Source organism: Bacillus sp. FDAARGOS_1420 (assembly GCF_019344915.1).
Lineage (GTDB): Bacteria > Bacillota > Bacilli > Bacillales > Bacillaceae_G > Bacillus_A > Bacillus_A mycoides.
Window position 1 is genome coordinate 1,811,953 of the sequence record NZ_JAHWJB010000001.1, and the last position, 26,015, is coordinate 1,837,967.

Annotated in this window: 31 protein-coding genes; 23 read left to right on the plus strand and 8 right to left on the minus strand. The window is 37.6% G+C overall.

The genetic code is table 11. From position 1 onward, the window contains the following. Positions 1-5: 5 nt before the first annotated feature. Positions 6-1,019, plus strand: a complete 1,014-nt coding sequence (locus I6L50_RS09645; protein WP_002067678.1) for a molybdopterin-synthase adenylyltransferase MoeB — start codon at positions 6-8, stop codon at positions 1,017-1,019. Between the two features lie 42 nt (positions 1,020-1,061). Here the strand turns inward: I6L50_RS09645 and moaC are convergent, their stop codons facing one another. After that, the gene (moaC, locus tag I6L50_RS09650) at positions 1,062-1,547 is read right to left on the minus strand and encodes a cyclic pyranopterin monophosphate synthase MoaC (protein WP_002129484.1); all 486 of its coding nucleotides are present in this window, start codon (positions 1,545-1,547) and stop codon (positions 1,062-1,064) included. 83 nt (positions 1,548-1,630) lie between these two features. Between moaC and I6L50_RS09655 the strand changes: the two genes are divergently transcribed. The 7 genes from I6L50_RS09655 to I6L50_RS09685 all read left to right on the plus strand — a co-directional run bounded on the left by I6L50_RS09655 (position 1,631) and on the right by I6L50_RS09685 (position 6,313). Continuing rightward, complete coding sequence (locus I6L50_RS09655) at positions 1,631-2,920, plus strand: molybdopterin molybdotransferase MoeA (protein ID WP_219301218.1); 1,290 nt, start codon at positions 1,631-1,633, stop codon at positions 2,918-2,920. Beyond that, entirely contained in the window at positions 2,884-3,405 is a 522-nt protein-coding gene (mobB, locus tag I6L50_RS09660; protein WP_219301219.1) for a molybdopterin-guanine dinucleotide biosynthesis protein B, read from the plus strand. The genes I6L50_RS09655 and mobB overlap by 37 nt, the downstream gene beginning before the upstream one ends. Then, positions 3,402-3,866, plus strand: a complete 465-nt coding sequence (gene moaE, locus I6L50_RS09665) for a molybdopterin synthase catalytic subunit MoaE (protein ID WP_219301220.1) — start codon at positions 3,402-3,404, stop codon at positions 3,864-3,866. Before mobB ends, moaE begins: the two co-directional genes overlap by 4 nt. Positions 3,867-3,868: 2 nt before the next feature. Further along, positions 3,869-4,102, plus strand: a complete 234-nt coding sequence (gene moaD / locus I6L50_RS09670; protein ID WP_000621795.1) for a molybdopterin converting factor subunit 1 — start codon at positions 3,869-3,871, stop codon at positions 4,100-4,102. A gap of 99 nt (positions 4,103-4,201) precedes the next feature. After that, a complete protein-coding gene (locus I6L50_RS09675; RefSeq protein WP_219301221.1) occupies positions 4,202-4,624 on the plus strand; it encodes a DUF3888 domain-containing protein in 423 nt (140 codons plus the stop codon). A gap of 33 nt (positions 4,625-4,657) precedes the next feature. Further along, positions 4,658-5,515: a glucose uptake protein GlcU gene (glcU, locus tag I6L50_RS09680; RefSeq protein WP_219301222.1), complete on the plus strand. Its 858-nt coding sequence runs from the start codon at positions 4,658-4,660 to the stop codon at positions 5,513-5,515. A gap of 12 nt (positions 5,516-5,527) precedes the next feature. Continuing rightward, positions 5,528-6,313, plus strand: a complete 786-nt coding sequence (locus I6L50_RS09685; protein WP_219301223.1) for a glucose 1-dehydrogenase — start codon at positions 5,528-5,530, stop codon at positions 6,311-6,313. 74 nt (positions 6,314-6,387) lie between these two features. On the opposite strand, the gene I6L50_RS09690 is transcribed toward I6L50_RS09685, so the two are convergent. Beyond that, complete coding sequence (locus I6L50_RS09690; RefSeq protein WP_002089061.1) at positions 6,388-6,867, minus strand: CarD family transcriptional regulator; 480 nt, start codon at positions 6,865-6,867, stop codon at positions 6,388-6,390. Positions 6,868-7,147: 280 nt separating this feature from the next. On the opposite strand from I6L50_RS09690, the gene I6L50_RS09695 reads away from it, so the two are divergent. Both I6L50_RS09695 and I6L50_RS09700 read left to right on the plus strand, forming a co-directional pair. Continuing rightward, positions 7,148-7,384 carry a DUF2553 family protein gene (locus tag I6L50_RS09695; protein WP_002089059.1) on the plus strand — a complete coding sequence of 79 codons (237 nt, stop codon included), beginning with the start codon at positions 7,148-7,150 and terminating at the stop codon, positions 7,382-7,384. A 1-nt stretch (position 7,385) separates the two neighbouring features. Next, on the plus strand, positions 7,386-7,568 hold the full coding sequence (locus tag I6L50_RS09700) for a sporulation protein Cse60 (RefSeq protein ID WP_000621746.1): 183 nt from the start codon (positions 7,386-7,388) through the stop codon (positions 7,566-7,568). A gap of 33 nt (positions 7,569-7,601) precedes the next feature. Here the strand turns inward: I6L50_RS09700 and I6L50_RS09705 are convergent, their stop codons facing one another. Further along, positions 7,602-7,829 (minus strand): DUF3973 domain-containing protein, encoded by a 228-nt coding sequence (locus I6L50_RS09705; protein ID WP_002138690.1) that lies wholly within the window; start codon positions 7,827-7,829, stop codon positions 7,602-7,604. A 423-nt stretch (positions 7,830-8,252) separates the two neighbouring features. On the opposite strand from I6L50_RS09705, the gene I6L50_RS09710 reads away from it, so the two are divergent. Both I6L50_RS09710 and I6L50_RS09715 read left to right on the plus strand, forming a co-directional pair. Then, positions 8,253-8,684 carry an SRPBCC family protein gene (locus I6L50_RS09710; RefSeq protein WP_219301224.1) on the plus strand — a complete coding sequence of 144 codons (432 nt, stop codon included), beginning with the start codon at positions 8,253-8,255 and terminating at the stop codon, positions 8,682-8,684. Continuing rightward, positions 8,685-9,008, plus strand: a complete 324-nt coding sequence (locus tag I6L50_RS09715; RefSeq protein WP_219301225.1) for an ArsR/SmtB family transcription factor — start codon at positions 8,685-8,687, stop codon at positions 9,006-9,008. It abuts the gene before it with no gap. Positions 9,009-9,048: 40 nt separating this feature from the next. Here I6L50_RS09715 and I6L50_RS09720 read toward each other — a convergent pair whose 3' ends face one another. After that, positions 9,049-10,491, minus strand: a complete 1,443-nt coding sequence (locus I6L50_RS09720) for an MDR family MFS transporter (protein WP_044444001.1) — start codon at positions 10,489-10,491, stop codon at positions 9,049-9,051. Positions 10,492-10,703: 212 nt separating this feature from the next. Beyond that, the gene (locus I6L50_RS09725) at positions 10,704-11,975 is read right to left on the minus strand and encodes a BaiN/RdsA family NAD(P)/FAD-dependent oxidoreductase (protein ID WP_219301226.1); all 1,272 of its coding nucleotides are present in this window, start codon (positions 11,973-11,975) and stop codon (positions 10,704-10,706) included. A gap of 284 nt (positions 11,976-12,259) precedes the next feature. Here I6L50_RS09725 and I6L50_RS09730 point away from each other — a divergent pair, with 284 nt between their 5' ends. Together I6L50_RS09730 and I6L50_RS09735 are read left to right on the plus strand one after the other, a co-directional pair. Next, positions 12,260-13,912 (plus strand): putative polysaccharide biosynthesis protein, encoded by a 1,653-nt coding sequence (locus I6L50_RS09730; RefSeq protein WP_002089053.1) that lies wholly within the window; start codon positions 12,260-12,262, stop codon positions 13,910-13,912. A gap of 41 nt (positions 13,913-13,953) precedes the next feature. Further along, positions 13,954-14,682: a pseudouridine synthase gene (locus I6L50_RS09735; RefSeq protein ID WP_002034388.1), complete on the plus strand. Its 729-nt coding sequence runs from the start codon at positions 13,954-13,956 to the stop codon at positions 14,680-14,682. An 82-nt stretch (positions 14,683-14,764) separates the two neighbouring features. On the opposite strand, the gene I6L50_RS09740 is transcribed toward I6L50_RS09735, so the two are convergent. After that, entirely contained in the window at positions 14,765-14,986 is a 222-nt protein-coding gene (locus I6L50_RS09740; protein ID WP_000805512.1) for a DeoR family transcriptional regulator, read from the minus strand. Positions 14,987-15,343: 357 nt separating this feature from the next. Here I6L50_RS09740 and pepV point away from each other — a divergent pair, with 357 nt between their 5' ends. The 4 genes from pepV (at position 15,344) to I6L50_RS09760 (ending at position 20,869) form a co-directional block, all read left to right on the plus strand. Continuing rightward, complete coding sequence (gene pepV / locus I6L50_RS09745; RefSeq protein ID WP_113935761.1) at positions 15,344-16,750, plus strand: dipeptidase PepV; 1,407 nt, start codon at positions 15,344-15,346, stop codon at positions 16,748-16,750. A gap of 103 nt (positions 16,751-16,853) precedes the next feature. After that, positions 16,854-17,399 carry an RNA 2',3'-cyclic phosphodiesterase gene (thpR, locus tag I6L50_RS09750; protein ID WP_219301227.1) on the plus strand — a complete coding sequence of 182 codons (546 nt, stop codon included), beginning with the start codon at positions 16,854-16,856 and terminating at the stop codon, positions 17,397-17,399. 285 nt (positions 17,400-17,684) lie between these two features. Then, positions 17,685-19,826, plus strand: a complete 2,142-nt coding sequence (gene pulA, locus I6L50_RS09755) for a type I pullulanase (protein ID WP_219301228.1) — start codon at positions 17,685-17,687, stop codon at positions 19,824-19,826. Between the two features lie 245 nt (positions 19,827-20,071). Next, positions 20,072-20,869 (plus strand): phosphotransferase family protein, encoded by a 798-nt coding sequence (locus I6L50_RS09760; protein WP_131246861.1) that lies wholly within the window; start codon positions 20,072-20,074, stop codon positions 20,867-20,869. Positions 20,870-20,872: 3 nt separating this feature from the next. Here the strand turns inward: I6L50_RS09760 and I6L50_RS09765 are convergent, their stop codons facing one another. Further along, positions 20,873-21,151: a YtzH-like family protein gene (locus I6L50_RS09765; RefSeq protein WP_002015625.1), complete on the minus strand. Its 279-nt coding sequence runs from the start codon at positions 21,149-21,151 to the stop codon at positions 20,873-20,875. A gap of 232 nt (positions 21,152-21,383) precedes the next feature. Here I6L50_RS09765 and trmB point away from each other — a divergent pair, with 232 nt between their 5' ends. After that, entirely contained in the window at positions 21,384-22,037 is a 654-nt protein-coding gene (gene trmB / locus I6L50_RS09770; protein ID WP_002138679.1) for a tRNA (guanosine(46)-N7)-methyltransferase TrmB, read from the plus strand. Positions 22,038-22,107: 70 nt separating this feature from the next. After that, positions 22,108-22,962 (plus strand): YtnP family quorum-quenching lactonase, encoded by an 855-nt coding sequence (locus I6L50_RS09775; RefSeq protein ID WP_444992383.1) that lies wholly within the window; start codon positions 22,108-22,110, stop codon positions 22,960-22,962. Between the two features lie 128 nt (positions 22,963-23,090). Here I6L50_RS09775 and I6L50_RS09780 read toward each other — a convergent pair whose 3' ends face one another. Then, positions 23,091-23,402 (minus strand): PepSY domain-containing protein, encoded by a 312-nt coding sequence (locus tag I6L50_RS09780; RefSeq protein WP_002015622.1) that lies wholly within the window; start codon positions 23,400-23,402, stop codon positions 23,091-23,093. Between the two features lie 148 nt (positions 23,403-23,550). On the opposite strand from I6L50_RS09780, the gene I6L50_RS09785 reads away from it, so the two are divergent. The 3 genes from I6L50_RS09785 (at position 23,551) to I6L50_RS09795 (ending at position 25,988) form a co-directional block, all read left to right on the plus strand. After that, positions 23,551-24,624 (plus strand): M42 family metallopeptidase, encoded by a 1,074-nt coding sequence (locus tag I6L50_RS09785; protein WP_078184718.1) that lies wholly within the window; start codon positions 23,551-23,553, stop codon positions 24,622-24,624. Positions 24,625-25,080: 456 nt separating this feature from the next. Continuing rightward, positions 25,081-25,590 (plus strand): DUF84 family protein, encoded by a 510-nt coding sequence (locus I6L50_RS09790; protein ID WP_219301229.1) that lies wholly within the window; start codon positions 25,081-25,083, stop codon positions 25,588-25,590. A gap of 83 nt (positions 25,591-25,673) precedes the next feature. Then, positions 25,674-25,988: a thioredoxin family protein gene (locus I6L50_RS09795; RefSeq protein ID WP_002015619.1), complete on the plus strand. Its 315-nt coding sequence runs from the start codon at positions 25,674-25,676 to the stop codon at positions 25,986-25,988. Positions 25,989-26,015: the final 27 nt, after the last annotated feature.

Sequence of the window (26,015 nt, forward strand, 5' to 3'; positions counted from 1 at the left end):
GTCGTATGCAAGAGCGATATTCAAGACAAATGTTATTTTCTGGTGTTGGGGAAGAAGGGCAACGGAAAATAAGAGGGAAGCATGTGCTCGTTATCGGTGCTGGTGCACTCGGAGCAGCGAATGCAGAAGCAATTGTTAGAGCAGGTGTTGGAAAAATAACAATTGCGGATCGTGATTATGTAGAATGGAGTAATTTACAAAGGCAACAATTATATACAGAAGAAGATGCAAAGCATTATAAACCGAAAGCAATAGCGGCAGCAGAACATTTAAAGGCAATTAATTCCGAAGTAGAAATTGTACCGGTTGTGACTGATGTAACGGTGCAAGAAATGGAAGAATTAATTAAAGGTGTAGATTTAATATTAGATGCGACAGATAATTTTGAAACGCGCCTTCTTATTAATGATATATCGCAGATGTATAACGTTCCGTGGATATACGGAGGATGCGTTGGAAGCTACGGAGTAACTTATACAATCTTGCCAGGAAAAACGCCGTGTTTTCGATGTTTAATGGAGCATCCAGCGAGCGGAGCGACATGTGATACGGCCGGTATTATACAGCCAGCAGTGCAATTAGTAGTTGCACATCAAATAACGGAAGCCTTGAAAATATTAGTAGAAGATTTTGAGGCACTTCGTGAAACGATGCTATCATTTGATCTTTGGAATAATCAGCAGATGGCATTTAAAGTGAATAGGCAGAAAAAGGATACATGTTTATCTTGTGGAAAGTTACGTACATATCCGAGTTTAACATTTGAAGCACAAACGAAAACAGAAGTATTATGTGGGCGAAATACAGTTCAAATCCGTCCAGGTGTGCGTCAGGGTTTTAATTTAGAAGAAATTAAAAAGCGCTTACAAAAAAGTGTGGATGTAAAAGCAACGCCGTATTTATTATCATTTCCAGTGGAAGAATATCGTTTTGTTTTATTTACAGATGGCAGGGCGTTTATTCATGGTACGAATGATATGAATGTTGCGAAACGACTATATGCAAGATATATAGGCTGAACCTAAAGGGGAATCCTTTAGGTTCAAATGGAAAAGGTAGGATTAAGAATTTCTAATATAATCTCCATTTTTTCCGCCCGTTTTTTCAAGTAAGTACGTTTCGCCAATAATCATACCCTTATCAACGGCTTTACACATGTCATATACAGTAAGAGCGGTAGCGGAAGCAGCTGTTAAAGCTTCCATCTCAACGCCGGTACTACCTTCTGTTTTAACTTTTACTTCAATAAGTAGCCGATATTGTTCTTCTGACTGTTTCCAATCGAAAGAGACATCAACTCCTTTTAATAATAAAGGATGGCACATTGGGATAATATCAGAAGTACGTTTTGCAGCCATAATACCTGCGATTTGTGCGACAGCTAATACGTCACCTTTACCAATTTCGTTGCGTGAGATTTTATCAAAAATTTCTTTTGTAACGAGAATGCTAGAGCATGCTATTGCTGTTCGAACGGTTATTTTTTTGTCACTTATATCAACCATTTTAGCGCGTCCTTGGTCGTTGAAATGTGTGAATGAAGACATGGAATTCCTCCTTGAAGTAATTGCGATTTAATATATAAAGTGTAATCGAGATTAGATATTTTGCAAATATGAGGTGAGAAACAATGGTAGAAAAACGAATCCCGATTCAAGTTGCTGAGGCAGTAGCGCGGGTTATGAAATATGCTAAGCATGGTGAAGTAGAAGAAGTTTCTATTACAGAAAGTTACGGGAGGATTCTTGGAGAGGATGTTGTCTCAGATCACGACGTTCCTCACTTTGATCGTTCTCCTTACGATGGTTTCGCAATTCGAGCAGAAGACACGAAGGAAGCGGGTCAAGAGCATCCGATTGAATTTGAAGTAATAGGAGAGATCGGAGCAGGATCTGTTTTTGCAGAAGAAGTAGGGGCTTTTCAGGCGGTTCGTATTATGACAGGAGCAGCTATTCCAGAAGATTGCAATGCAGTCGTAATGCTAGAACTGACGGAAGGATTCGAGAGGAACGAAAGTACATATATGAAGTTAAAACGTCCTTTCCAAAACGGTGACAATGTGTCATTTAAAGGAGAAGATATAAAACAAAATCAAGTCCTCGTTAAGAAAGGTTTTGTAATCAATCCAGGTGTTGCCGCATTATTAGCGACGTTTGGATATAGCACTGTGAAAGTTGTAAAACAGCCTGTTGTCGGTATTGTAACGACGGGCAGCGAATTACTAGAAGTGCATGAGGCGTTAGAACCAGGAAAAATTAGAAATAGTAACTCTTACATGATTGCCGCTCAAATTATGAAAGCTGGCGGAAAAGTGCGTTACTATGGACAACTTGCTGATGAGTTAGATGCATGTTTTACAGCCGTTAAATCAGCGATGGGTGAGGTTGATATTTTAATTACAACGGGCGGTGTTTCAGTAGGAGATTACGACTACTTACCGGCTATTTATGCAAGGTTACAGGCGAATGTACTCTTTAATAAAATAGCGATGAGACCTGGAAGTGTAACGACAGTAGCTGAAGTTGATGGAAAGTTACTTTTCGGTTTATCAGGTAATCCGTCAGCTTGTTATGTAGGTTTCGAATTATTTGTACATCCAATTATGAAAACGTATTTGCATGCGAAGGAGCCTCACGTATATAGAACTGATGCTATTTTACAAAAAGATTTCCCGAAACCAAATCCGTTTACTCGTTTTGTAAGAGCGAAAGCGAGTATTGTTAATGGGGCACTACAAGCGATGCCAGTCGGTTTAGATAAATCGAGTGCGGTCTCTTCGCTTGCGGATGCAAATGCTTTTATCGTGCTGCCTGGAGGAACGAGAGGATTTGAAGCAGGAATGAAAGTGTCTGTATTATTGTTAGAATGCTCTGAGGGAAGTGATTGGCCGTGGGCAAAGCCTCTTCAATCTTACAAATAGTAGGGTATCAAAATAGCGGGAAAACAACACTTGTAGAGAAGATGGTGCATGCATTAACTGAAAGAGAAATGAAGGTTGCTACAATTAAACATCATGGTCATGGGGGCTTTCCTGAAGTAGCGCAAAAAGACAGTGAAAGACACAGAAAAGCTGGTGCTGTAGTAAGTAGTGTAGAAGGTGCTGGATTACTATCTTTGTCCTCTTTGCGAGATGAATGGTCCTTGCAAGAAATTATCCGCTTGTACGAATTTTTTGAAGTAGATACGATTTTAATAGAGGGCTATAAAGCTGAGGAATATCCAAAAATAGTGTTACTTCGTTCTGCGGAAGACGCTGAACTTTTACATAAGGTAGAAAATATAGCGGCGGTTATTACGTGGTATGATGCTCCGTCAAATGTACGAGAAGAATATAAAGTATTTCATATAACAGAAGAAAGATTGTATATAGACTGGTTTTTACAAACGGCTAGGGGTGCAAAATGATAAATACGTATTATGAAGTAATTGATACAGAAATCTCGATTGAAGAGGTGACAAAGAAAGTAGTTCGCCGTGAATGTGGTGCTGTTACAACATTTATCGGGACAGTTAGGGAGTTTACGAAAGGGCGTCGTACACTATACTTAGAGTATGTAGCTTATAAGACGATGGCAGAAAAGATGCTACAGAAAATTGGGTCAGAAGTGAAGGAGAAGTGGCCCGGTACACATGTTGCGATTACGCATCGCATCGGCACGCTACAAATTTCTGATATAGCGGTTGTTGTTGCTGTAGCAACGCCTCATCGCAAAGAGGCTTATGAAGCGAATGAATATATTATGGAGCGTATTAAGCAAATTGTTCCAATTTGGAAAAAGGAATTTTGGGAAGATGGTGACTCATGGATTGGTGACCAATTAGAAAAAACACCATATCCAGCAGGAGAGCCTGGGAAGGAGTTATAAATATGATTCGAGTATTGTTATTTGCGAACTTGCAAGAAGAAGCAGGAACGAGTGAATTACAAATAGAGAAAGAAAATATTACTGTTGCAGAGTTAAAAGATATTGTTGCGAAAGAATATAATGTACCAGTGTCAGCGCCAATTATGGTTGCGATTAATGAAGAGTACGCGAATGAAGATGATACGATACAATCTGGTGATGTAGTTGCACTAATACCACCAGTGAGTGGTGGTTAATATTGGATTTATGCTATAAAAAACGACTTTCCTAAATAGGGAAAGTCGTTTTTTTATGGCATTTTGGAGAACACTATCTTATAGGAAAAGGAGGAAGTTATGAAAAAGATATGTGTAATGATTGCAATGATATGTTCTGTTTTTTTCTTTTCTCCAAGCAATTCTTCGGCAAAAGAATCGACGGAACAGCTTTTAGAAAGTGCGTTACTGAATCGATATTACTCGGTTATAAGGCAAGTGACAGAAGATCAATATGAATGTGATTCAGTTACAAATATAAAGCGTCTAGGCAAGAAAGATGAGTTTGTTCCTAGGTTTGAAGTTACGATACAATTTCTTACATTTCAAGGGGCACATAATCCGCCGAATGATAAAGTTACACTTACTTTGGAAGACAATTTAGATCACATAAAGATAAAGAAAGTGGAGCGAGAAAAGAATGTTTCTGGTGCTATTGTAGAAAAGATTTGTGCACGAAAAAACGAAAAAATAAAAGCTCACTCTAATGATTTAGAGCGATAACCTATGACATTTTGTAGAGAAAGGTAATGAGCGATGGATATACTTTTAGCGATTTTACCAGCTATATTTTGGGGGAGTATTGTGCTATTTAACGTGAAACTGGGCGGGGGACCGTATAGTCAAACGCTCGGTACAACGTTCGGTGCACTTATCTTCTCAATTGTCGTTTATATTTTTATGAAGCCGGTATTAACTCCGACCGTTATTGGAGTTGGAATTGTATCTGGATTATTTTGGGCACTTGGTCAAGCGAATCAATTAAAAAGTATTGATTTAATGGGTGTTTCTAGAACGATGCCGATTTCAACAGGGCTTCAATTAGTCGCGACAACATTATTTGGGGTTATCGTGTTTCATGAATGGTCAACGACGATATCGGTCGTTCTTGGAGTTTTGGCGCTCGTTTGTATTATTATCGGGGTTATTTTAACATCGCTTCAAAGTAAAGAAGAGAAGAATGCAGAGCAAGCAGGAAATTTTAAAAAAGGAATTATTATTTTATTAATTTCAACAGTCGGTTATTTAGTTTACGTAGTAGTTATCCGGTTATTTAACGTGAACGGTTGGTCGGCTTTATTACCACAAGCGGTCGGTATGGTATTAGGCGGGATTTTACTCACATTTAAACATCATCCATTCAATAAATATGCGATTCGAAATATTCTTCCAGGATTGATTTGGGCAGCTGGAAATATGTTTTTATTCATTTCGCAGCCAAGAGTTGGGGTCGCAACAAGCTTTTCCCTTTCACAAATGGGAATTATTATTTCGACGCTTGGCGGGATCTTTATATTAGGTGAAAGGAAAACGAAGCGTCAATTAACTGGGATTGTTATTGGTATCGTTTTTATCATTGCAGCTGGAATTATGCTGGGGATTGCGAAAGGTTAAGGAGGTATTAAAATGTATAGCGATTTAGAAGGGAAAGTCGTCGTTATTACAGGATCAGCAACTGGTCTTGGAAGAGCCATGGGAGTAAGATTTGCTAAAGAGAAGGCGAAAGTTGTTATTAACTATCGCTCAAGAGAGTCAGAAGCGAACGATGTATTAGACGAAATAAAAAAGGTAGGTGGAGAAGCGATTGCTGTAAAAGGTGATGTGACGGTCGAGGCAGATGTTGTAAATCTCATTCAATCTGCTGTGAAAGAGTTTGGTACGCTCGACGTTATGATTAATAATGCGGGGATAGAAAACGCGGTACCGTCGCATGAAATGCCGTTAGAGGATTGGAATAAAGTAATTCATACAAATTTAACAGGTGCTTTTTTAGGAAGTCGTGAAGCGATTAAATATTTTGTGGAACACGATATTAAAGGTTCGGTTATTAATATGTCTAGTGTTCATGAGAAAATCCCGTGGCCATTATTTGTGCATTATGCGGCTAGTAAGGGGGGGATTAAGCTTATGACAGAAACGTTAGCGTTAGAATATGCACCAAAAGGTATTCGGGTAAATAATATTGGGCCTGGTGCAATTAATACGCCAATTAATGCTGAAAAATTTGCTGACCCGAAAAAACGTGACGACGTAGAAAGTATGATTCCAATGGGTTACATTGGAAAACCTGAAGAAATCGCAGCAGTAGCGACGTGGCTCGCTTCAGCAGAGGCAAGTTACGTAACTGGAATTACGTTATTTGCAGATGGTGGAATGACTTTATACCCATCGTTTCAAGCGGGGCGTGGGTAATATGAAAGGCCAAAGAGATTTAACTCTTTGGCCTTTTTTACGCAAAAAAAAATAGCGGTCGGCTATTTTTAAAATTAATGATTGATTGTATCTTGAAGAAATTCTGTTGCTTGATGTTCTGAAACATTCTGTACGAGCGCAACTTCACTAATAACCATTTTACGCGCATTATCTAGCATTTGTTTTTCGCTCGCATTTAATGCTCTTTCTTTATTGCGACGAAGTAAATCACGAACAACTTCTGCACTATCTTGAAGATTGCCGTTCTTCATTTTTTCCATATTCATTGTATATCTTTGTTTCCAAGAGAGTGAGGGGTCTGATTCCCCATGATGAAATTCAAGAAGTATACCATCTAACGTACCTTTATCGACGATATAACGTATACCTGATTTTTGTAATTGATTCATCGGAAGCATTACTTGCATATCTTTACTAATGATGCGTATAACACAATATTGACGCGTAGTGCCTAATATTTCTTTCTCTTCAATTGCTTCGATGATTCCTGCACCGTGCATTGGATAAACGATTTTATCACCAATTTGAAACAAATCATCCACCTCCGTATGTGGTAACTACTTTTAATGATAACATACTAGGATAAAAATGTCAAATTTTATATAATATCACATCTGATATGCTGTAGTCAATATATAAAAGTCGTTTTTTTGTTTGTTTTTTTGCTCTTATAAGTTGAATAAATAGGGGGAATTTTTTTAGAAAAATAGTACAGGCGCAGAAAGAGAGCATATCCACTTATTTTTAAGCATAAAATATAAAATCGCTAATACAATATACCTAAATCCGTTCTTTGCAAGGGAGGGATAGAAGGTGGGGCGCACAATTAGAATTGATATTACAAATAAAGTGGTAGCTAAATTTAGGCAAGATTATTTGGAATTATATACGAGTAAGTTTATGATAGGTAAGTTTTATGTCTATACTGAAGATAAACAATATGTGTTAGAAGACGGATATATATATGAAGATGGAAAGTTTTATCGCATCATAGATACGCACCGTGGCAATAAACAAGCGGCGGAGGGCTGCGATCTAGGATGGTGTTAACATGATTCGTGTGAAAGTGTTTGATGAAAGTCATGAAAAAGACTTAGAAGACGCTGTAAATGTATTTTTGAAAAAAATTGATGATGGAAATTTTGTAGATATAAAGTATCAAGTTGGTGTTTCAATTAACGATGATGAAAATCAAATTTATTGTTTTTCAGCGATGATTGTTTATAAAGCATAAAAAAGAGCTGGGGAGCCAGCTCTTTTTTATGCTTTACGTTGGGACAACATGTGTCGGTAAAATATTCATAATAGATTGTGTTGCGCCTGTTTTCTTTTCCGTTAAAAGAACTTTTCCTGTTTCATGATCCTGAGCATCAGTGCACATACCGAGGTGATAACGATCACCTAAAAATGGATCAATATAAAAACCGTTTTTGAAAACTTTATCATTCGGGTGTTTTTCATGGTGAATTTCGGAACAGTTAATGCAATAGAACATAGCTTTCATCTCCTTTTTATTTTTGTTTAAAAAAGTGGGTCGGTAGTCATTTCGCTCCTAAGGAAATGTTGAGGAGAAGAGAAATAACTACCTACCCAAATGGCGGGCATACTCCTTCTGATCTTTACATATCTCGCGTATTGTCCCCGAGGGAAGGAGGAGAGACGAAGTACAGATGAGATAAGTTAGGCGCTTCTCTCAATAGGAGTGATAGGGTTCATGTTGAGGGAATTTTCTATTTTTCATTGCCTTTGTGAGTATATTATGAAGGAATGGTGAGAGGGTGTTTGTCCTGTTGAAAAAATGTTGAGAATTTCTCAACAGTGAAAAAGAGTCTTTCTTGACATGAAACCAAAAGGTGTTATATTGTTAAAGTGAAACTAAAAGGTGTTATATTTTAATGCCGAATAAAGGAGATATAAAATGGAACAACAAAATACATTAAATGATATTAAACAAACAATCGTTTTTAACGCGCCTATTCAAAAGGTATGGAATGTAGTATCAACTGCAGAAGGAATTTCGTCATGGTTTATGCCAAATGATTTTGAATTAAAGGTAGGACATGAGTTTCATGTGCAATCACCTTTTGGACCATCACCATGTAAAGTGTTAGAGATTGATGAGCCAAATCATTTATCTTTCTCATGGGATACAGATGGTTGGATTGTTTCATTTAATTTGAAAGACTTAGGAGATAGTAAAACAGAATTTACGTTAATTCACGGCGGCTGGAAACATCCTGATGAAATCCTTCCGAAAGCGAATGCGAAGAGCTCTATTATTCGCGATAGAATGAGCGGCGGCTGGGTAGCGATTGTAAATGAAAAACTGAAAAAGGTTGTCGAAGGCTAAGTGTCCTCATCAGTAGCGAAATATGATGTATTTCAAGCAATTTCTGATCCAACCCGCCGAGAAGTAATACGGTTATTAAGTGACAAAGAGTTACCGATTTCAAAAATAACGGATCATTTTCCGATGAGTCGTACTGCTGTTGTAAAGCACCTTCATATTCTTTCAGAAGCGAATTTAGTGAGTGGAAGAAAGAGCGGAAGAGAGAAGATATATCGTTTGCATCCAGAACCATTAGAGGAATTACAGCAGTGGCTCTCGTATTATGAACGATTTTGGGATAATAAATTGTCCATGCTTAAACATATTGTGGAGAATGAAGAGTAGATTTTATGTAAAGAGGATGACCAAAATGGTCATCCTCTTTTTATTGTTCACTTGTTTGTTTAGCTGGCTTTAATAGGATCCAAGCGATAATTAATGTGAATACCGCTAATACGAAAGTGCTCATATAAATGACGTGTACACTTGATGCTAATGCGGATTGTGATTCGGTTGCTACGTTTGCTGTAGCCCCTCCATGTCCGCCAGAAGAAACAAGATCAAGGTTTTTAATGCCACGTGCATGAATCATCGTATTGAAGATCGTTCCGAAGATTGCAGCTCCTAGTGTTTGACTAAATGTATTAATAAATGTATTTAAACCAACTGCCGTTCCGCGCGTATTCGCCGGTACAGCTGCTTGAATTGTTACCATGTAAATTGGTGTAACAAGCCCCATTCCTAAGCCGAATAATCCGACTGCAACATAAATAAGGAATGATGGTGAATCTGTTGATAATGTAAATAATAAGAAAGTAGCAACTGATAAAATGCTAGCTCCAAGTAAAATAATTTGTTTCGTTTGTAACTTGCCAACTAAGTTGCCGGAGAACATAGCACCGAATGTCCACATAACAGGAATCGGCATTAAAATGAGTCCAGCCTCTGTCGCATTTTTTCCTAAAACACCTTGGCTCCAAATTGGAAGATACACTGTAATACTAATAATCATTGCGCCAGCAATAAGTGTTAGTATGTTTATTGTAGATAATGTACGGTTAGAGAAAAGTGCTAGCGGAATTAATGGTTCCGGAGACTTTTTCTCGATGTATAAGAAAATAATGAATGAAACAGCGGCAAAGATTAATAGGCCGATAATTGAAATGTCTCCCCAGTTTTGCTTACTGCTACCTGTTAATAATGCGTATAGTAAAGCAATTGTACTTAATGAGAAAACTGTCGCACCAAGATAGTCGATATGTTGCTTAGCGGCGGACTTAACAGATTCCTTATAAGAAGTGGCAAACATTAAGCAAGCGATAATTCCAAAAGGAACGTTTAAGAAGAAAATATAGCGCCAAGAAAGAGAATCAACTAAAAATCCACCTACTAACGGCCCAATAACACCAGATACACCCCAAACTGCACTCATCCAGCCTTGTGCTTTCGCGCGGTCTTTCGCTTCGCTATATAGGTCTCCAATAATCGTCATTGTGATCGGCATAACAGCACCAGCCCCTATACCTTGAAGAGCACGGAAGAAGATTAATTGTTCCATTGATGTAACGACTCCGCAAAGTGCAGAACCGATTAAGAAGATTGTTGCTCCGATGAGCAGAACTTTTTTACGGCCGAATAAATCAGCTAGCTTTCCGTATATTGGAGTCGAAACAGCTGTTGCAAGCATATAGATTGCATATACCCAACTAACAAGTTCGACGCCTGACAAATCACTCGTTATACGAGGGATCGCTGTACTAACAATCGTTCCTTCTACCGCAGAAAGAAACGTCATTAGCATTAAAGACATCATGACTTTTTTTCTCATTTGTTTTCCCCTTACCCTTTTTCGAATATTCAACAATATAAAATATAAAGCTACTAAGGTATATAAAGCAACAAAAAAGCAATGGGAAGTTAGGAGGAAGGGATATTTTTGAAGAAACGGTCGACATATTTAAAGTATCGCCGATATAATTTCGTGTATTGCTTTGCTATTCCAACATACTAAAAAAAGAAACAGGAGTCCCTGTTTCTTTTTTAATATTGCATTTTCGAATTTTGTCCAGCGGTTGTTCCGGCAATTCGGCCAGTAACAAGGGCAGATGTAATGTTATAGCCGCCAGTATAACCGTGAATATCAAGAACTTCTCCGCAGAAGTATAAACCATTCGTGAATTTCGAAGCCATTTCTTTCGGGTTAATTTCTTTAACGGATACACCTCCGCCAGTAACGAATGCTTTTTCAATTGACTGCGTACCATTTACATGGACGGTAAATTCTTTAAAGTCTTTCACAAGTGCACGAATCTTCTCGTGAGAAACTTGTCCAGCTTGTTCGCTGCCATCAATTTCATTTTTTTCTAATAAGAATAAGAAGTAACGTTCAGGCACATAACCTTTTAACACGTTTTTAATTCCTTTTTTCGGATCTTCTTTCATTTGTTTCAGCATGCGCTGGAATAGTTGCTCGCTATTTTCTTCTGGCAGTGCATCGATACTCATGTGCACTGTGTTCGTTTTAAACTTTTTCAGTGCTTTCACGACGAATTGGCTACAGCGAAGAGCAGCAGGACCAGATAGGCCGAAGTGAGTGAAAAGCATGTCCATTTTATGAGAAATGATAACTTTTCCTTTCGGGTTTAATACACTTAAGTTTACATCTCGTAAAGCAAGACCTTGTAATGTGCGGTCACGAATAAACGGTTCGTTTGAAAGAATTGGTACTTCTGTTGGGAAAAGTTCTGTAATTGTATGCCCAGCTTTTTCAGCCCAAGCGTATCCGTCTCCAGTAGAACCAGTTTGAGGAACAGATTTTCCGCCAACAGCGATAACGACGTGATTCGTTTCTAACACTTCGCCTGTTTGTAATACAACTGCTTTCGTTTGACCGTTTTCATACTCAATCGTTTCGACAGGCGTATTCGTACGTATTTTCACACCTAAGTCTTTTAATCGTGTTAACAGTGCATCTACAACAGATTGCGCTTTATTTGATACGGGGAACATGCGGCCATGATCCTCTTCTTTCAGTTGTACACCGAGATTTTCGAAGAATGTAATAATATCTTCATTACTGAAAATAGAAAAAGCACTGTATAAGAAGCGACCATTTCCAGGTATATGTTTAACGATTTCATCAAGTGGTAGACGGTTCGTTACGTTACAACGACCACCACCAGAAATCGCAAGTTTACGTCCTAGTTTATTTCCTTTATCAAGAAGTAAGACGCTTGCGCCTTCTTCAGCAGCACCGATTGCAGCCATTAGCCCTGAAGGACCGCCGCCGATGACAATAACATCATAATGCATAATATATCGACCTCATTTTCTACATTTCCTGCCTAAAAGAATAGCATGTTTTCCCTTAAAAGAAAAATAGAGTGAAGTACTGCTTAAGAGGAGAATTGTGGTACAATACAAAAGTTAGAGTTCAGCATTATCCTGCTATTTATGGGCAATAAGACTACTATCTTAAGATTTATGAGAAGTAAAGAGGGAGTTAAAAAGGTCCGTAAATGCTCGAATGATTAGTAGGAGGGGAGTCTCCCACTAATTATAGTTTCACTTTATTGTAGATGTAGGAGGATTTTCGTATGTCCGATTCAAAATTTCTGCGCGGAACGCTTATTGTGACGTTAGGGACATTTTTAGTAAAGTTCTTAGGCATGATTTACGTTTTTCCGTTTCATGCATTAGTAGGCACAGAAGGCGGAACGCTCTATACATATGGATACATTCCATATACGATATTTTTAAGTATCGCAACGGCAGGAGTGCCGCTTGCTGTTTCTAAGTTTGTTTCCAAATATAATGCACTTGGGGATTATAAAACGAGTCGGAGAATGTTCCGCTCGGGAATGGTTATGATGATAGTAACAGGAGTTCTTTCCTTCTTAGTACTGTACATGACCGCACCATTATTTGCAGAAGCAATGCTTGGTAAACAAAGTTTACAAAATAAGATAGAAGAAGTTACGACGATTATTCGCCTCGTAAGTTTTGCGCTTATTGTTGTGCCGGCAGCAAGTTTGATTCGTGGTTATTTCCAAGGCCACCAATCGATGGGACCGACTACGGTTTCACAAATTATTGAGCAAATTATTCGTATCGTCTTTTTATTAGCGGGTAGTTTCATCGTTATTAAAGTACTTGGCGGTACAGTAGCAACGGCAGTTGGGGTTGCGACATTCGCTGCGTTCGTTTCAGCAGTTGGAGCACTTGGTGTATTAATTTGGTACTGGTTAAAACGTAAAAAATATTTAGATCAATATTTAATTGAGCAAACTGTACCAGAATCGACGGTAAGTACCGCTCAATTGTTTAAAGAGTTGTTTGCATATGCAATCCCTTATGTTGTAATTGGATTAACAATTCCTTTATATCAACAAATTGATACATTGACATTTAACTCTATTATGCAGGCGATTGGTCAAGGAGATATCGCAGAGCGAGCACTCGGTATTTTCACGATGTGGACGCATAAATTAATTATGATTCCAGTATCACTTGCAACAGCGTTTAGTTTAACGCTCGTGCCAGCGATTACAAAGTCATTTACTGAAAAGCAATACCGTTATTTGAAATTACAAATTACACAAACATTCCAGGCGAATATGTTTTTAACATTGCCAGCAGTTGTCGGTATTTCTACACTTGCATATCCGATTTACACTGCTTTCTACGATTCAGACCCACTAGGTGGACAAGTATTAATGTGGTATGCGCCAGTTGCATTGTTATTCGCTTTATTCACAGTAACAGCAGCAATTCTGCAAGGGATTAACCAGCAGAAACATGCGGTTATTGCGCTTGTGATGGGTGTTATTTTGAAATTTGCATGTAACGTAATCTTTATTCGTTATTTCGGTACAGTTGGGGCGATCTTGGCTACTGCAGTCGGCTTCTTAGCTTCCGTATGGTATACGAATAGACAAATCAAAAAACACGCACACTATTCATTTGGTGTTGTATATAAGAGAACATTCCAAATTGCAGTCTTAACACTTGTAATGGTTATTGCTGTAAAACTATCACAATGGCTTCTATCCTTCATGATTTCGCCTGATGGCCGTATTGGTGCTCTTATTACAGTTGCGATTTGTGCAGGTATTGGTGGTCTTGTTTACGGATTGTTAGCGATTCGCACAGGAGTACTAGAAAGAGTATTTGGCGGAGAAGCTTTAGAGAAAATCCAGCGTAAACTTGGTAGTAGATTCAAAATAAAGTTGAAATCAAAAGGGGCGTAAATACGTCCCCTTTTCTATGATAAATAAAGAAGGTGAAGAACATGAGATTAGATAAATTATTAGCGAATATGGGACACGGAAGTAGAAAAGAAGTAAAGAAATTACTGAAAGACGGCGTTGTGAAGATTGATGGAACGCCAGTGAAAGATGCGAAGTTTCATGTGAATGTAGAAGAGCAAGAGGTTATGATTCACGGTGAAGTTGTGGAATATAAAGAGTTTGTTTATTTAATGATGCATAAACCACAAGGTGTTATTTCAGCGACAGAAGATGATAACCACGAAACAGTAATAGATTTATTAGAATTAGAAGATGCGATTTTCGATCCATTCCCTGTTGGAAGGCTCGATATTGATACAGAAGGTTTCTTATTAATCACAAATGATGGGAAGTTAACGCATCAACTATTATCTCCGAAAAAGCATGTGCCGAAAAAGTATTATGCACACATTTCAGGTGTTGTAACGGAAGAGGATGTAATAGAATTCGCTAAAGGTGTAATTTTAGAAGATGGCTATGAAACGAAGCCAGGCGAACTTACAATTTTAAAAAGTGATGATATTTCTGAGATTGAACTCGTTATTACAGAAGGAAAATTCCATCAAGTGAAGCGTATGTTTGAAGCGGTAGGGAAAAAAGTAGTTTATTTAAAGAGAACAGAGATGGGACCTTTAATGTTAGATGAAGAGTTAGAACTTGGGCAATATCGTGAATTAACAGATGAAGAAGTAGAAATGTTAAAGACGTATCAAGTAGATAACGAAAAGTAACGCCAATTTCAAAGTATAGAAAAGACCCCTTTCTAATGAGTTAGAAAGGGGTATGTATTTATTTACATACAATTATTTTTTATTATGAGGTCATTCTCACTTTCTTTCCTGTCGTTGTCCACTTGCCGCGGCAAGGGCTATACACGAGTTCATTAAACTGCAACACATTTAGATCACGTTGTATTGTTCGCGGTGTGATCCCGAACTCATCTACAAGGTCTTTCGTTGTTACCGTACCGTTTTCATTGATGTACATATAAATTGATTTAATGCGTGTTAGCATACGAGTAGTTGTAGGTTTCAAGAGAAAACCGCTCCTCTACTAGTTTTTTTGACCCCATTCAGGAAAGAAGGTCGTTACTACCATTGTACTCTACATGATAAAATTCATGCTTTAACTTACTTGAATTTTACAAAAGTTTAACAAATATTCATATAGAAAAATATTGGTAGTTGACATTTTATGTCTGGTCAGTCAACTAACTCATAAATTTCTACGTAAAACGCCAAATTCCTGCAAATTTTTTTAAAAAAATAAAAGAAAAACTAATAAGAAATATCTGAAATATTGCAATTGTCCGTTATTAGGTTTTCATGTATGGCATAAGAGATTTTCGTTTGCTATGATGAAAGAGACAATATAGTGAAGGATGGATGCGTGATGTCGACGATTAATTGGACAGAAGAAGTTACAAAACGAAAAGATGATTTAATTCGTGATACACAAAAATTTTTACAAATTAAAAGTGTATGGGAAGAAGAATCTGCGAAAGAGGGCGCACCATTTGGTGAAGGTGTAGAAAAAGCCTTATCTTTCATGTTACATAAAGGAGAAGCAGAAGGTTTCGCTTCTAAAAATTTAGAAGGATATGCAGGTCATCTTGAAATGGGACAAGGAGAAGAACTAGTAGGTATTCTTTGTCACGTTGATGTTGTACCAGAAGGAGATGGCTGGACAACTCCTGCGTATAGTGCGGATATTCGCGACGGGAAGATTTTTGCACGCGGTGCAATTGATGATAAAGGGCCGACGATGGCAGCTTATTATGCGATGAAAATCGTTAAAGAATTAGGCTTACCTCTTTCAAAACGTGTTCGTATGATTTTAGGAACCGATGAGGAAAGTAATTGGAAGTGTGTAGATCATTATTTTAAAAATGAAGAAATGCCAACAATCGGTTTTGCGCCGGATGCAGATTTTCCGATTATTAATGCGGAAAAAGGAATTTCTGACATACAAGTTGTGCAAAGTGGTGGCGAAGAGAAAGAAGGCACATTTAAGCTTATTTCATTTGAGTCAGGTCGTCGTTTAAATATGGTTCCTGATTTTGCAGAAGCAGTTATTACAGGAGAAGATGTAAATACACTTACAGTAGCATATGAGGAGTATTTACAAACTGCTAAAAAAATAGGTAAAGCACTTGTAGAAGGAAAGACGGTGACGTTGCAAATCAAAGGGATTTCAGCTCACGGATCTACTCCGGAAAAGGGAGAAAATGCAGGTTTATTATTGGTAAACTTCTTAACGAAAGTTTCTCTTGATGGAAAAGGGGCTTCATTTGCCTCGTTTGTAACAGAAACATTTACGGGTGATATTATTGGAGAAAAAGCTGGTATTTCTTATAAAGATGATATTAGCGGGCCGTTAACAGTGAATGTTGGTCGCTTGTCTTACTCGCAAGAAAACGGTGGTAATTTAGGATTAAATGTACGCTATCCAGTTACAACTAACTTTGAAGAAACAATTGCAAAGTTAAAAGAATATGTTGGTACTCATGGATTTGAAGTAGCGGATTATTCTAACTCTCGCCCGCATCACGTTGACAAAGATCATACGTTAATTCGTACTTTGCAACGTGTATATGAAGAACAAACTGGTGAAAAAGCTGAATTGTTAGCAATTGGCGGTGGTACTTATGCTCGTTCATTGAAAGCTGGCGTTGCATTTGGCCCGTTATTCCCAGGAAAAGAAGAACTTGCGCATCAAAAAGATGAGTACATTGAAATTGAAGATTTATTAAAAGCGACAGCGATTTATGCTCAGGCAATTCATGAATTAGCGAAATAAAAGATATGTAAATAATGACCGCTCTCTACTTTAGAGGGCGGATTCTTTTTAGCTGAATGAGATAAGGAAGAAAAGCAACAATAACATAAAGGAGACGATGTAGATGGTGCCGCATTATTTTGTCGCAGTAACTTTACCACGTCATATAAAAGAAATTCTTTCTAATTATAAAGAGGAAATGAAGGATGAATTACCATTTCGCTCGTGGGTACATGAAGAAGACTATCATATTACCCTTTCATTTTTAGGAAGTGCGACGCAGGAACAGTTAGAAGGAATAAAGAATGGATTACAAACACTTACAGAAAAAACGGAATTATCGTTCACGTTACAAGGACTTTCTACATTCGGACAGGTGGACCAGCCTCGTATATTTTGGGCGGGGATAAGTGATAATCAAGATTTGTTTACTTTACAAAAGCAAGTGCATACAATTTGTGAAGAAAATGGCTTCTCTCTAGAGACACGTCCTTATCATCCACATATTACTGTTGCGCGTAAATGGGTAGGAGAAAAAGTGTTTGATCTGACAAATGTAAAAGAGTTACCTGTAACATCATTTCAAGCAGATACGATTACTTTGTATGAATCTCACGTTAAGGAAACGCCGAAGTATAAATCGATTACTGAAATAAAACTACAAAAATAGAATGTATGAAAACGTTTTTTATACAGGTGAATATACTATAGGGAATAATGTGTTACTGTATAGAGCTTCGCTGATAAGAAACCCCTTATCATTTGCAGCTCGTTTCACCCCGCATTAACGGGCAGTAAGACTCCCACCTCAAAATTAGGATAAAGCAAAGAAGCTAGGTGGGAGATCTACTGCCCATAAAGGCCCGATTGGTTCAACTAATAATCAGTGGGGTAAAGCCTTCCCACTGATTAAAGTTTCACTTTATTTTAACTTTAAGAATGATGGTGATTTTTTATGTTGAAAGTAAAACGTCCATTTGATGCCTATTTAGATGAAATGAATAAAATTACAATTTTGCTCCCGCATGCGTATGGAACAAGCCGGACATTTCGTTTACAAGAAGGAAGCAATGTGAAAGAGTTACCGATTGTTCATACTATTGCTCTTCCAGATGCAACGAAGTATGAATGTTTTATAGAAGAGCCGATAGATGTGGGGAAGTATTATACAGTACGTGATGAACGGAATGAAGAAACAGATTTACAAATAGGCGCTGTGATTCGAACAGTAGTTTTCGATGAAAAATATTATTACGAAGGTACCGACTTAGGTGCTGTGTATAAAAAAGAAGAAACAATATTTAAAGTATGGGCTCCGACTGCAAGGCTTGCGAAAGTACGGATTTATAAAAGTGATAAAGAATATATTGATTATGAAATGTACAGAGAAGAAAACGGAGTGTGGATTCATACATTACAAGGTGATCATGATGGAGCACGATATACATTCCTTGTTTGTATTAATTTAATATGGAACGAAGCGGTTGACCCTTATGCAAAGTCTGCGACGATAAATGGAAAATACGGCGTCGTTATCGATTTGGAAAAAACGATTGTGACAAAACGAGTAGAATTATCACCATTACAGTCAATGACAGATGCCATATTGTATGAACTGCATATTCGTGACGCTACTATTCACCCAAACAGTGGAGTGAATAAAAAGGGAACATATAAAGGATTGATGGAAGAAGAGACAATGGGACGAAATGGGACATTAACAGGATTGTCTCATATAAAAGATTTAGGCGTTACACATGTTGAACTATTACCTTTACATTGTTTTGGTGGTGTAGATGAAGTGAATCCTGCTTCCGCATATAATTGGGGCTATAATCCGTTATATTACAATATACCAACAGGATTTTATGTTACAAACCTTTCTGATCCATATAACAGGATAGTAGAGTGTAAACAACTAATTGAAACATTTCATGATCACGGCATCCGGGTGATTATAGATGTTGTATATAATCATGTTTATGAAAGAGAATTATCATCATTTGAGAAGCTTGTCCCGGGATATTATTTTCGTCATGGGGAAGACGGTATGCCTTCTAATGGGACGGGAGTTGGAAATGATATAGCATCTGAACGGAAAATGATGAGGAAATTTATTATAGAATCTGTTTTATATTGGCTTACTGAATACAATGTTGATGGATTCCGATTTGATTTAATGGGAATTTTAGATGTTGAAACGATGAATGAATTAGAAAAAGAAGTACGAGAAATAAAGCAGGATGCGCTGTTATTAGGTGAAGGATGGGATTTGCAAACACCGCTTCCTCTTGAAGAGAAAGCGACGTTAAATAATGCGAATAAAATGCCATGTATCGCACAGTTTAATGATCAATTTCGTGATGGAATAAAAGGAAGTACTTTTAATATTAATAAACGTGGCTTTGCATTTGGTGGGCATGTAGATTGTAATCATTTGCAGTATATAGTAGCTGGTAGCCTTTTAAGTATGAAAGAAACAGGATTGTTTCTAGAGCCAATACAAAGCATCAACTATGTAGAATGTCATGACAATATGACGATGTGGGATAAACTAGTGCAAAGTAATCCAGAATCAGAAGAAATTTTGAAAAGGCGTCATCGTTTAGCAACTGCAATGGTTATTCTTTCACAAGGGATTCCTTTCTTACATGCGGGGCAAGAGTTTTATCGTACGAAGCAAGGGAATGAAAATAGTTATAATGCAAATGATGAAATTAATCAATTAGATTGGGATCAAAAAGAGAAAGAGATGGAGACCGTTAACTATATAAAAGGGTTAATTGCGATTCGCAAAGGGCACGGGGCATTCCGATTACAAAATGCAGACCTTATAAAAACGCATATGACTTTTTTGCAAACATCTACAGAAGTACTGGCATACCACCTAGAGCATGTAGAATTATTTGGACCGTGGAAAGAGATTGTAGTTTTATTTAATAGCGGTTTGGAAGCTAAAACGGTGCAGCTTCCAAAAGAAGAAACGTGGCATGTGTTAGTAAACGAAAAGCAAGCGAAAATAGAGCCAATTTCTTCATTTAGAGGAAAGGAACTTCAATTGGCTCCAATTAGCACGTATATATTGACGATAATGTGACAAATCGCTACTTGACGATGAGAATGTAATAAATGTAGAATTGACAAAGGTGACGATTTTCATAAGTTGTCATTCTATGATTGATTTTGTAAAATAAACTAGAAGAACAGGTGATTTATCCTGTTTTCGGCTTATGCCAAGTTTTTTCATTCAAATACAGTAAAATATATGAATCCACAACATGTGTAGAAATGTTGCGGTTTTTCTTTTCATAACTATAAAAGATAAGGATTTGTTAACGGGTAATGAATATGGAATGGTTGGAACAATTATTAGGAAAAGAGTGGAGTCTTATACCGGCTGGTGGAGTAACGGGCGATGCATATATTGCGCAAAACGGACAACAAAAGTTATTTTTAAAGCGGAATACATCGCCCTTTTTAGCGGTATTGTCAGCAGAAGGAATTGTTCCAAAATTACTTTGGACAAGAAGGGTAACGAACGGTGATGTAATTTCTGCTCAAAAATGGCTTCCGGGACAGAAGTTAGAGCCAGAGGATATGAAACTAGAACGTGTTGCGAAACTTTTGAAGAAAATACACTCCTCTAAAGCGCTTGTGCAGATGATTCAAAGGCTAGGAAAGCAGCCGCTTCATGCGCAAGAGTTATTACAACAATTACAGCTCGTTTTAAGAGGAGATATAAGAGTTGATGAAACAATTCAGCAAGGTCTTCAATATTTAACGGAGTCATTAAAAGATATTGAGTACAATGAATTCGTTGTATGCCATTGTGATGTAAACCATAACAATTGGATATTGTCGGACGAAGATGAATTGTTTTTAATTGATTGGGATGGGGCTGTTATTGCTGACCCAGCTTTAGATCTTGGTATGTTATTATATTGGTATATTCCACGCCACGAATGGAGTGAGTGGCTCGGATATTATGAGATTGAACTAGATGAATCATTGCTTAGGCGTATGAGATGGTATGTGATAGCACAAACGATTTTATCTATGCAATGGCACACAACAAAAAAGCAGCAAGCAGAAGCTAAATATTGGCATCAATATTTACAGCAACTACTTGCTTCAGAATAATACTTAAGAAAAATTGTCCATTCCAGCAATCCACTGAGTAAGTTGTTCTTGATTATTGGAAATATGGTTGTCCAAATTAGAGGAAGATTTACCCGATTGACTATAAGAATATACATCGTTTAGCATTACTTTAGTGTCACTACTTATACTATCGTTTGCGAGTAACGATTGAATGAGTCGCTCTAATTGCTCGCATTCAGAAACTGTCCCACAGCAATCACTTTGATGGTTGATTAAAATATCTTTTAACACTTCTAATTGATGCTGTTGATTAATTGGCATGAACGGATCATCCTTTCGAGTGTTTTTCTCTCCCTAGAAATGTAAGAGAAAAAGCTATTTCGTCATGGAATGTTTAATGCTTTATGTAGTTTTTATCAAAATGGTACATCTTATACTTGAAAGAAACGGACCGAGTGCTCGTACGTACTTGGTTTTTTGTTTGATAGATTGATTAAAACAGAAAGAAGGAATTTTTCCTTTAAAATAGTTTTGTAAAGAGAGGGAGACATCTATGCGTTTAAGACATAAGCCTTATGCAATGGATCGAATTAATGAGTATTCACATATCGTAATTGGAAACCCAGAGGAGAGCGCTGGTAACTGGAAAGAAATATTTGGAAATGAACAGCCAATTCATATTGAAGTAGGTACAGGACGTGGCCGCTTTATGTATGATATGGCAAAAGCAAATCCGCATATTAACTATATTGGAATTGAAAAATTCACAAGTGTTGTTGTAGATGCACTTGATAAATTAATTGAAGAAGAAGTACCGAACTTAAAGTTAATTAATAAAGATGCTGAAGATTTAACAGTTTTCTTTGCGAAAGGTGAAATTGACCGCGTTTATTTAAACTTCTCAGATCCATGGCCGAAGAATCGTCATACGAAGCGTCGTTTAACGTATAAAACATTTTTACGCAATTATGAAGAAGTGTTAGTAGATGGCGGAGAAATTCATTTCAAAACTGATAACCAGGGATTATTTGAATATTCTCTTATGAGTATGGCTGAGTATGGTATGTTATTAACTTACCTTAGCCTAGATCTTCATAATAGTGATTATGAAGGAAACATTATGACAGAATACGAAGAGAAATTCTCTAGTAAAGGTCATCGTATTTATCGAGTTGAAGCAAAATATCGTACGGAGCCTATGCAGTAATGCATAGGTTTTTTATATGAAAAATAATCGGAATATTATGTTAAAATTAAATAAAAAAGGGGGATGGGATATGGAACAGTTGCAAATTGGAAATATAAAAGTGACGTGGCTAAAAGGTGGGAATACACATTTAGATGGAGGCGCGATGTTTGGAGTTGTGCCAAAAGTACTTTGGTCACGAAAATATAAACATAATGATACAAATCATATTTATTTACGAACAGATCCGTTACTCTTACAAACGAAAGAAGGAAACATGCTTATTGATTCAGGGATAGGGAATGGTAAATTGAATGAGAAAATGAAGCGGAATCAAGGTGTAACAGAAGAATCAGCAGTTAAGGAATCTTTAGAAAAATTGGGACTGCATAATGAAGATATTCATTACGTCTTAATGACGCATCTTCATTTTGACCATGCATCTGGTTTAACAAAATGGGAGGGAAATCACCTTGTTCCGGCGTTTCCGAACGCAACGATTTATGTAAGTGAGACTGAATGGAATGAAATGAAAAATCCGAATGTTAGATCGCGTAATACATATTGGAAGGAAAATTGGGAGCCAATCGTTGATAAGATTGTTACGTTCAGGCAAGAAATAGAAATTACGGATGAAATAAAGATGGTGCATACGGGTGGTCATAGCGATGGACATGCTGTTGTCGTCCTTGAAAGTCAGGGTGAAACGATGCTTCATTTAGCGGACATTTTACCGACGTATGCACATCAAAATGTATTATGGGTAATGGCATATGATGACTATCCAATGACATCGATTGAACATAAACAAAAATGGATGAAGTATGGTGCTGAAAAAGAGGCGTGGTTTACTTTTTATCATGATGCATATTACCGTGCAGTAAAGTGGAATGAGGAAGGGCATATAGTGGAAAAGATAGAGAGAAAAACAAATATAGAAGCTTAATATTAATAAGAGGAAGGTGTCCAAAAATATTTATTGGAACAATCTCCACTTATTATGTATTGCTGTTATTATCAGCTTTTGTTGGTAATTCTAAAAAAAAAGAGGTTCACCTAATGGAAAACCTCTTTTTATGCTGCTATAACCTCTAAAACAGTACCTGTTTTAGCATCAACTAAAAATTCAAATCGTTCTTGTATTTCATCTAACATCGTTGTAAGACCGCCGCGATAAACTTCGTACGCGACATCATATTTTTCAAATGCCTCTGGAACCATATGTACCCAAGAGCCAGTAATTTCACCTTTATGACTTAATGCTTGTTTCACCATTTTCAATGCTTTTTCTGAAGAAATATGGGATTGTTCTTGTACTTTGTTTGCAACGAAATAACCAGCTGCGAACCCAACGCCAAGACCTGTGACTAAACCTTTCCAGCTCATATATTCACCTCAATTCTGTAAAATAAAAATAGTGTACCAATGATAATTATAATGCAAATGCAACTAAAAAAGAAGAAACTAGAAACATTTCGAAAATTTCGTTACAATAAAAGAGGTATTCTACTAAGGTTTGAAAGAAGGGGACTTCGTGAATAAAGAGACATTACAATTATTTCGTACGTTAACAGAATTACAAGGTACATCAGGTTTTGAACATGATGTGCGCAGTTTTATGAAGCAAGAATTAAGCAAATATGCTGATGAGATTGTGCAAGACGGTTTAGGTAGCGTATTTGGCCTGAAAAAAGGGGACGAAACTGGCCCGCGCGTTCTTGTAGCAGGTCATATGGATGAAGTAGGTTTCATGGTTACGCAAATTACGAAAAATGGGATGCTTCGTTTTCAAACGTTAGGTGGCTGGTGGAGCCAAGTACTATTAGCTCAGCGTGTACAAGTTATGACGAAGAATGGTCCTGTTATTGGGGTTGTTGGTTCCATTCCTCCTCATTTATTAAGTGATGCGCAACGTGCAAAACCGATGGATATAAAAAATATGTTAATTGATATAGGTGCAGATAGTTATGAAGATGCGATTGAAATTGGCATAAAGCCAGGGCAACAAATCGTTCCAATCTGCCCATTCACGCCAATGGCAAATGAAAAGAAAATTATGGCGAAAGCTTGGGACAACCGCTATGGATGTGGCCTTGCTATCGAATTGCTAAAAGAATTAAAAGATGAAACATTACCAAACACATTATACTCTGGTGCGACTGTACAAGAAGAAGTGGGTCTTCGCGGAGCACAAACTGCTGCAAATATGATTCAACCAGATATTTTCTATGCGCTTGATGCAAGTCCAGCAAATGATGCATCTGGTGATAAGACGCAGTTCGGTCAATTAGGAAAAGGCGCTCTTCTTCGTATTTATGACCGTACAATGGTAACACATAGAGGAATGCGCGAATTCATTTTAGATACAGCAGAAACACATAACATTCCGTACCAATACTTTATTTCACAAGGTGGTACAGATGCGGGCCGTGTGCATACAAGTAACTCTGGTATCCCATCAGCAGTAATTGGTGTTTGTGCACGCTACATTCATACACATGCTTCTATTTTACATGTTGATGATTATGCGGCAGCGAAGGAATTAATTACGAAGCTTGTGAGAGCGACGGACAAAACGACGTTAGAGACAATTAAGAATAACGCGTAAAGAGGAAGAAGGGCTGAAGAGCCTTTCTTTTTTTAGGTAGGAGAGATGGCCCAGCGATGAGTGGTGGCGGTTAGTGCTTAATTGGTGCTCGAATGATGTGTTTAAACCCCGGATAGGAAGCGAGAGGAAGGCTGTTTTTGGAAAACCTTTTCTTTTTTTAGGTGGGAGAGAGGGCTCAGCGATGAATGGGAGCGGTCAGTGCCTAGTTGGTGCTCGAATGATGTATTAAGACCCCGGATAGGAAGAGGGAGGAAGGCTGTTTTTGGAAAACCTTTCTTTTTTTAGGTGGGAGAGAGGGCCCAGCGATGAGTGGTAGCGGTTAGTGCTTAATCGGTGCTCACTCCGAATAGATAGTGAGAGTATGATCTATTTTAACGTTTGAGTCCCGAAGTTGTGAAAGTGAAAAGTTTGAATGTAGAAGGAATATGAGTATGAATTTATATAGAGGTGAATGAAATGAAGGTAGTAGTTGGATCGAAGAATAAGACGAAGGTTGGGGCTGTGGAGAAGGTTTGGGAAGATGCTGAAATTACATCTCTTTCTGTTCCATCAGGAGTAGCAAATCAGCCTTTTTCAGATGAAGAGACGATGCAAGGAGCAGTAAATAGAGCGAAGAGAGCATTGCAGGAAGGTAAAGCTCATATCGGCATTGGGTTAGAAGGCGGCGTTATGAAAACGGAGCATGGGTTATTTATGTGTAACTGGGGTGCTTTAGCGACGATTGAAGGTAAAACATTTGTTGCGGGCGGGGCGCGTATTAAGTTACCAGACGATTTTTTAGCACCGCTTGAAGAAGGAAAAGAGCTAAGTGAAGTGATGGAAGAGTTTGTAGAGCGAAAAGATATTCGTAGTCACGAAGGTGCTATCGGTATTTTTACAGATGATTATGTCGACCGAACGGAATTATTTGTACACGTTGTTAAGTTACTTGTTGGGCAATATAAGTATGATGAAAAGCAAGCATAAACCTTGCACCATGCGCGATGTATGGTAGTATAAAGAAAAGATTATAGTGTGAAAAAGTGCACTCGTTAGAGGAGGAAATATAGATGAAATCATTAGAAAGCATGGAACAATTCCAAGAATTAAAAAATGAAGAGAATGTAGTCTTCATGTTCTCAGCAGAATGGTGCCCAGATTGCCGTTTCGTTGATCCATTTATGCCAGAAGTAGAAGAGAAGTATAGTGATTTCTCATTTTACTATGTAGATCGTGATGAATTTATTGATTTATGCGTGAAAGTAGACGTATTTGGCATTCCAAGCTTTGTAGCGTACAATAAAGGTGAAGAAACTGGACGCTATGTAAATAAAGATCGTAAAACACAAGAGCAAATCGAAGAGTTTATTGAAGGTTTAAAATAAGACAATTAGCCAATTGAATTGTAGAAA

Bases quoted from the DNA above. Each gene is read 5' to 3' on its own strand.
- I6L50_RS09700 (WP_000621746.1), top strand. From the start codon at position 7,386: ATGATTCGTGTGAAAGTGTTTGATGAAAGTCATGAAAAAGACTTAGAA.
- pepV (WP_113935761.1), top strand. From the start codon at position 15,344: ATGTCGACGATTAATTGGACAGAAGAAGTTACAAAACGAAAAGATGAT.
- trmB (WP_002138679.1), top strand. From the start codon at position 21,384: ATGCGTTTAAGACATAAGCCTTATGCAATGGATCGAATTAATGAGTAT.
- I6L50_RS09720 (WP_044444001.1), bottom strand. From the start codon at position 10,491: ATGAGAAAAAAAGTCATGATGTCTTTAATGCTAATGACGTTTCTTTCT.
- I6L50_RS09725 (WP_219301226.1), bottom strand. From the start codon at position 11,975: ATGCATTATGATGTTATTGTCATCGGCGGCGGTCCTTCAGGGCTAATG.
- I6L50_RS09675 (WP_219301221.1), top strand. From the start codon at position 4,202: ATGAAAAAGATATGTGTAATGATTGCAATGATATGTTCTGTTTTTTTC.
- I6L50_RS09710 (WP_219301224.1), top strand. From the start codon at position 8,253: ATGGAACAACAAAATACATTAAATGATATTAAACAAACAATCGTTTTT.
- I6L50_RS09655 (WP_219301218.1), top strand. From the start codon at position 1,631: ATGGTAGAAAAACGAATCCCGATTCAAGTTGCTGAGGCAGTAGCGCGG.
- moaD (WP_000621795.1), top strand. From the start codon at position 3,869: ATGATTCGAGTATTGTTATTTGCGAACTTGCAAGAAGAAGCAGGAACG.
- I6L50_RS09645 (WP_002067678.1), top strand. From the start codon at position 6: ATGCAAGAGCGATATTCAAGACAAATGTTATTTTCTGGTGTTGGGGAA.
- pulA (WP_219301228.1), top strand. From the start codon at position 17,685: ATGTTGAAAGTAAAACGTCCATTTGATGCCTATTTAGATGAAATGAAT.
- I6L50_RS09765 (WP_002015625.1), bottom strand. From the start codon at position 21,151: ATGCCAATTAATCAACAGCATCAATTAGAAGTGTTAAAAGATATTTTA.
- thpR (WP_219301227.1), top strand. From the start codon at position 16,854: ATGGTGCCGCATTATTTTGTCGCAGTAACTTTACCACGTCATATAAAA.
- moaC (WP_002129484.1), bottom strand. From the start codon at position 1,547: ATGTCTTCATTCACACATTTCAACGACCAAGGACGCGCTAAAATGGTT.
- I6L50_RS09705 (WP_002138690.1), bottom strand. From the start codon at position 7,829: ATGTTCTATTGCATTAACTGTTCCGAAATTCACCATGAAAAACACCCG.
- I6L50_RS09795 (WP_002015619.1), top strand. From the start codon at position 25,674: ATGAAATCATTAGAAAGCATGGAACAATTCCAAGAATTAAAAAATGAA.
- I6L50_RS09685 (WP_219301223.1), top strand. From the start codon at position 5,528: ATGTATAGCGATTTAGAAGGGAAAGTCGTCGTTATTACAGGATCAGCA.
- moaE (WP_219301220.1), top strand. From the start codon at position 3,402: ATGATAAATACGTATTATGAAGTAATTGATACAGAAATCTCGATTGAA.
- I6L50_RS09790 (WP_219301229.1), top strand. From the start codon at position 25,081: ATGAAGGTAGTAGTTGGATCGAAGAATAAGACGAAGGTTGGGGCTGTG.
- I6L50_RS09775 (WP_444992383.1), top strand. From the start codon at position 22,108: ATGGAACAGTTGCAAATTGGAAATATAAAAGTGACGTGGCTAAAAGGT.
- glcU (WP_219301222.1), top strand. From the start codon at position 4,658: ATGGATATACTTTTAGCGATTTTACCAGCTATATTTTGGGGGAGTATT.
- I6L50_RS09735 (WP_002034388.1), top strand. From the start codon at position 13,954: ATGAGATTAGATAAATTATTAGCGAATATGGGACACGGAAGTAGAAAA.
- I6L50_RS09730 (WP_002089053.1), top strand. From the start codon at position 12,260: ATGTCCGATTCAAAATTTCTGCGCGGAACGCTTATTGTGACGTTAGGG.
- I6L50_RS09780 (WP_002015622.1), bottom strand. From the start codon at position 23,402: ATGAGCTGGAAAGGTTTAGTCACAGGTCTTGGCGTTGGGTTCGCAGCT.
- I6L50_RS09760 (WP_131246861.1), top strand. From the start codon at position 20,072: ATGAATATGGAATGGTTGGAACAATTATTAGGAAAAGAGTGGAGTCTT.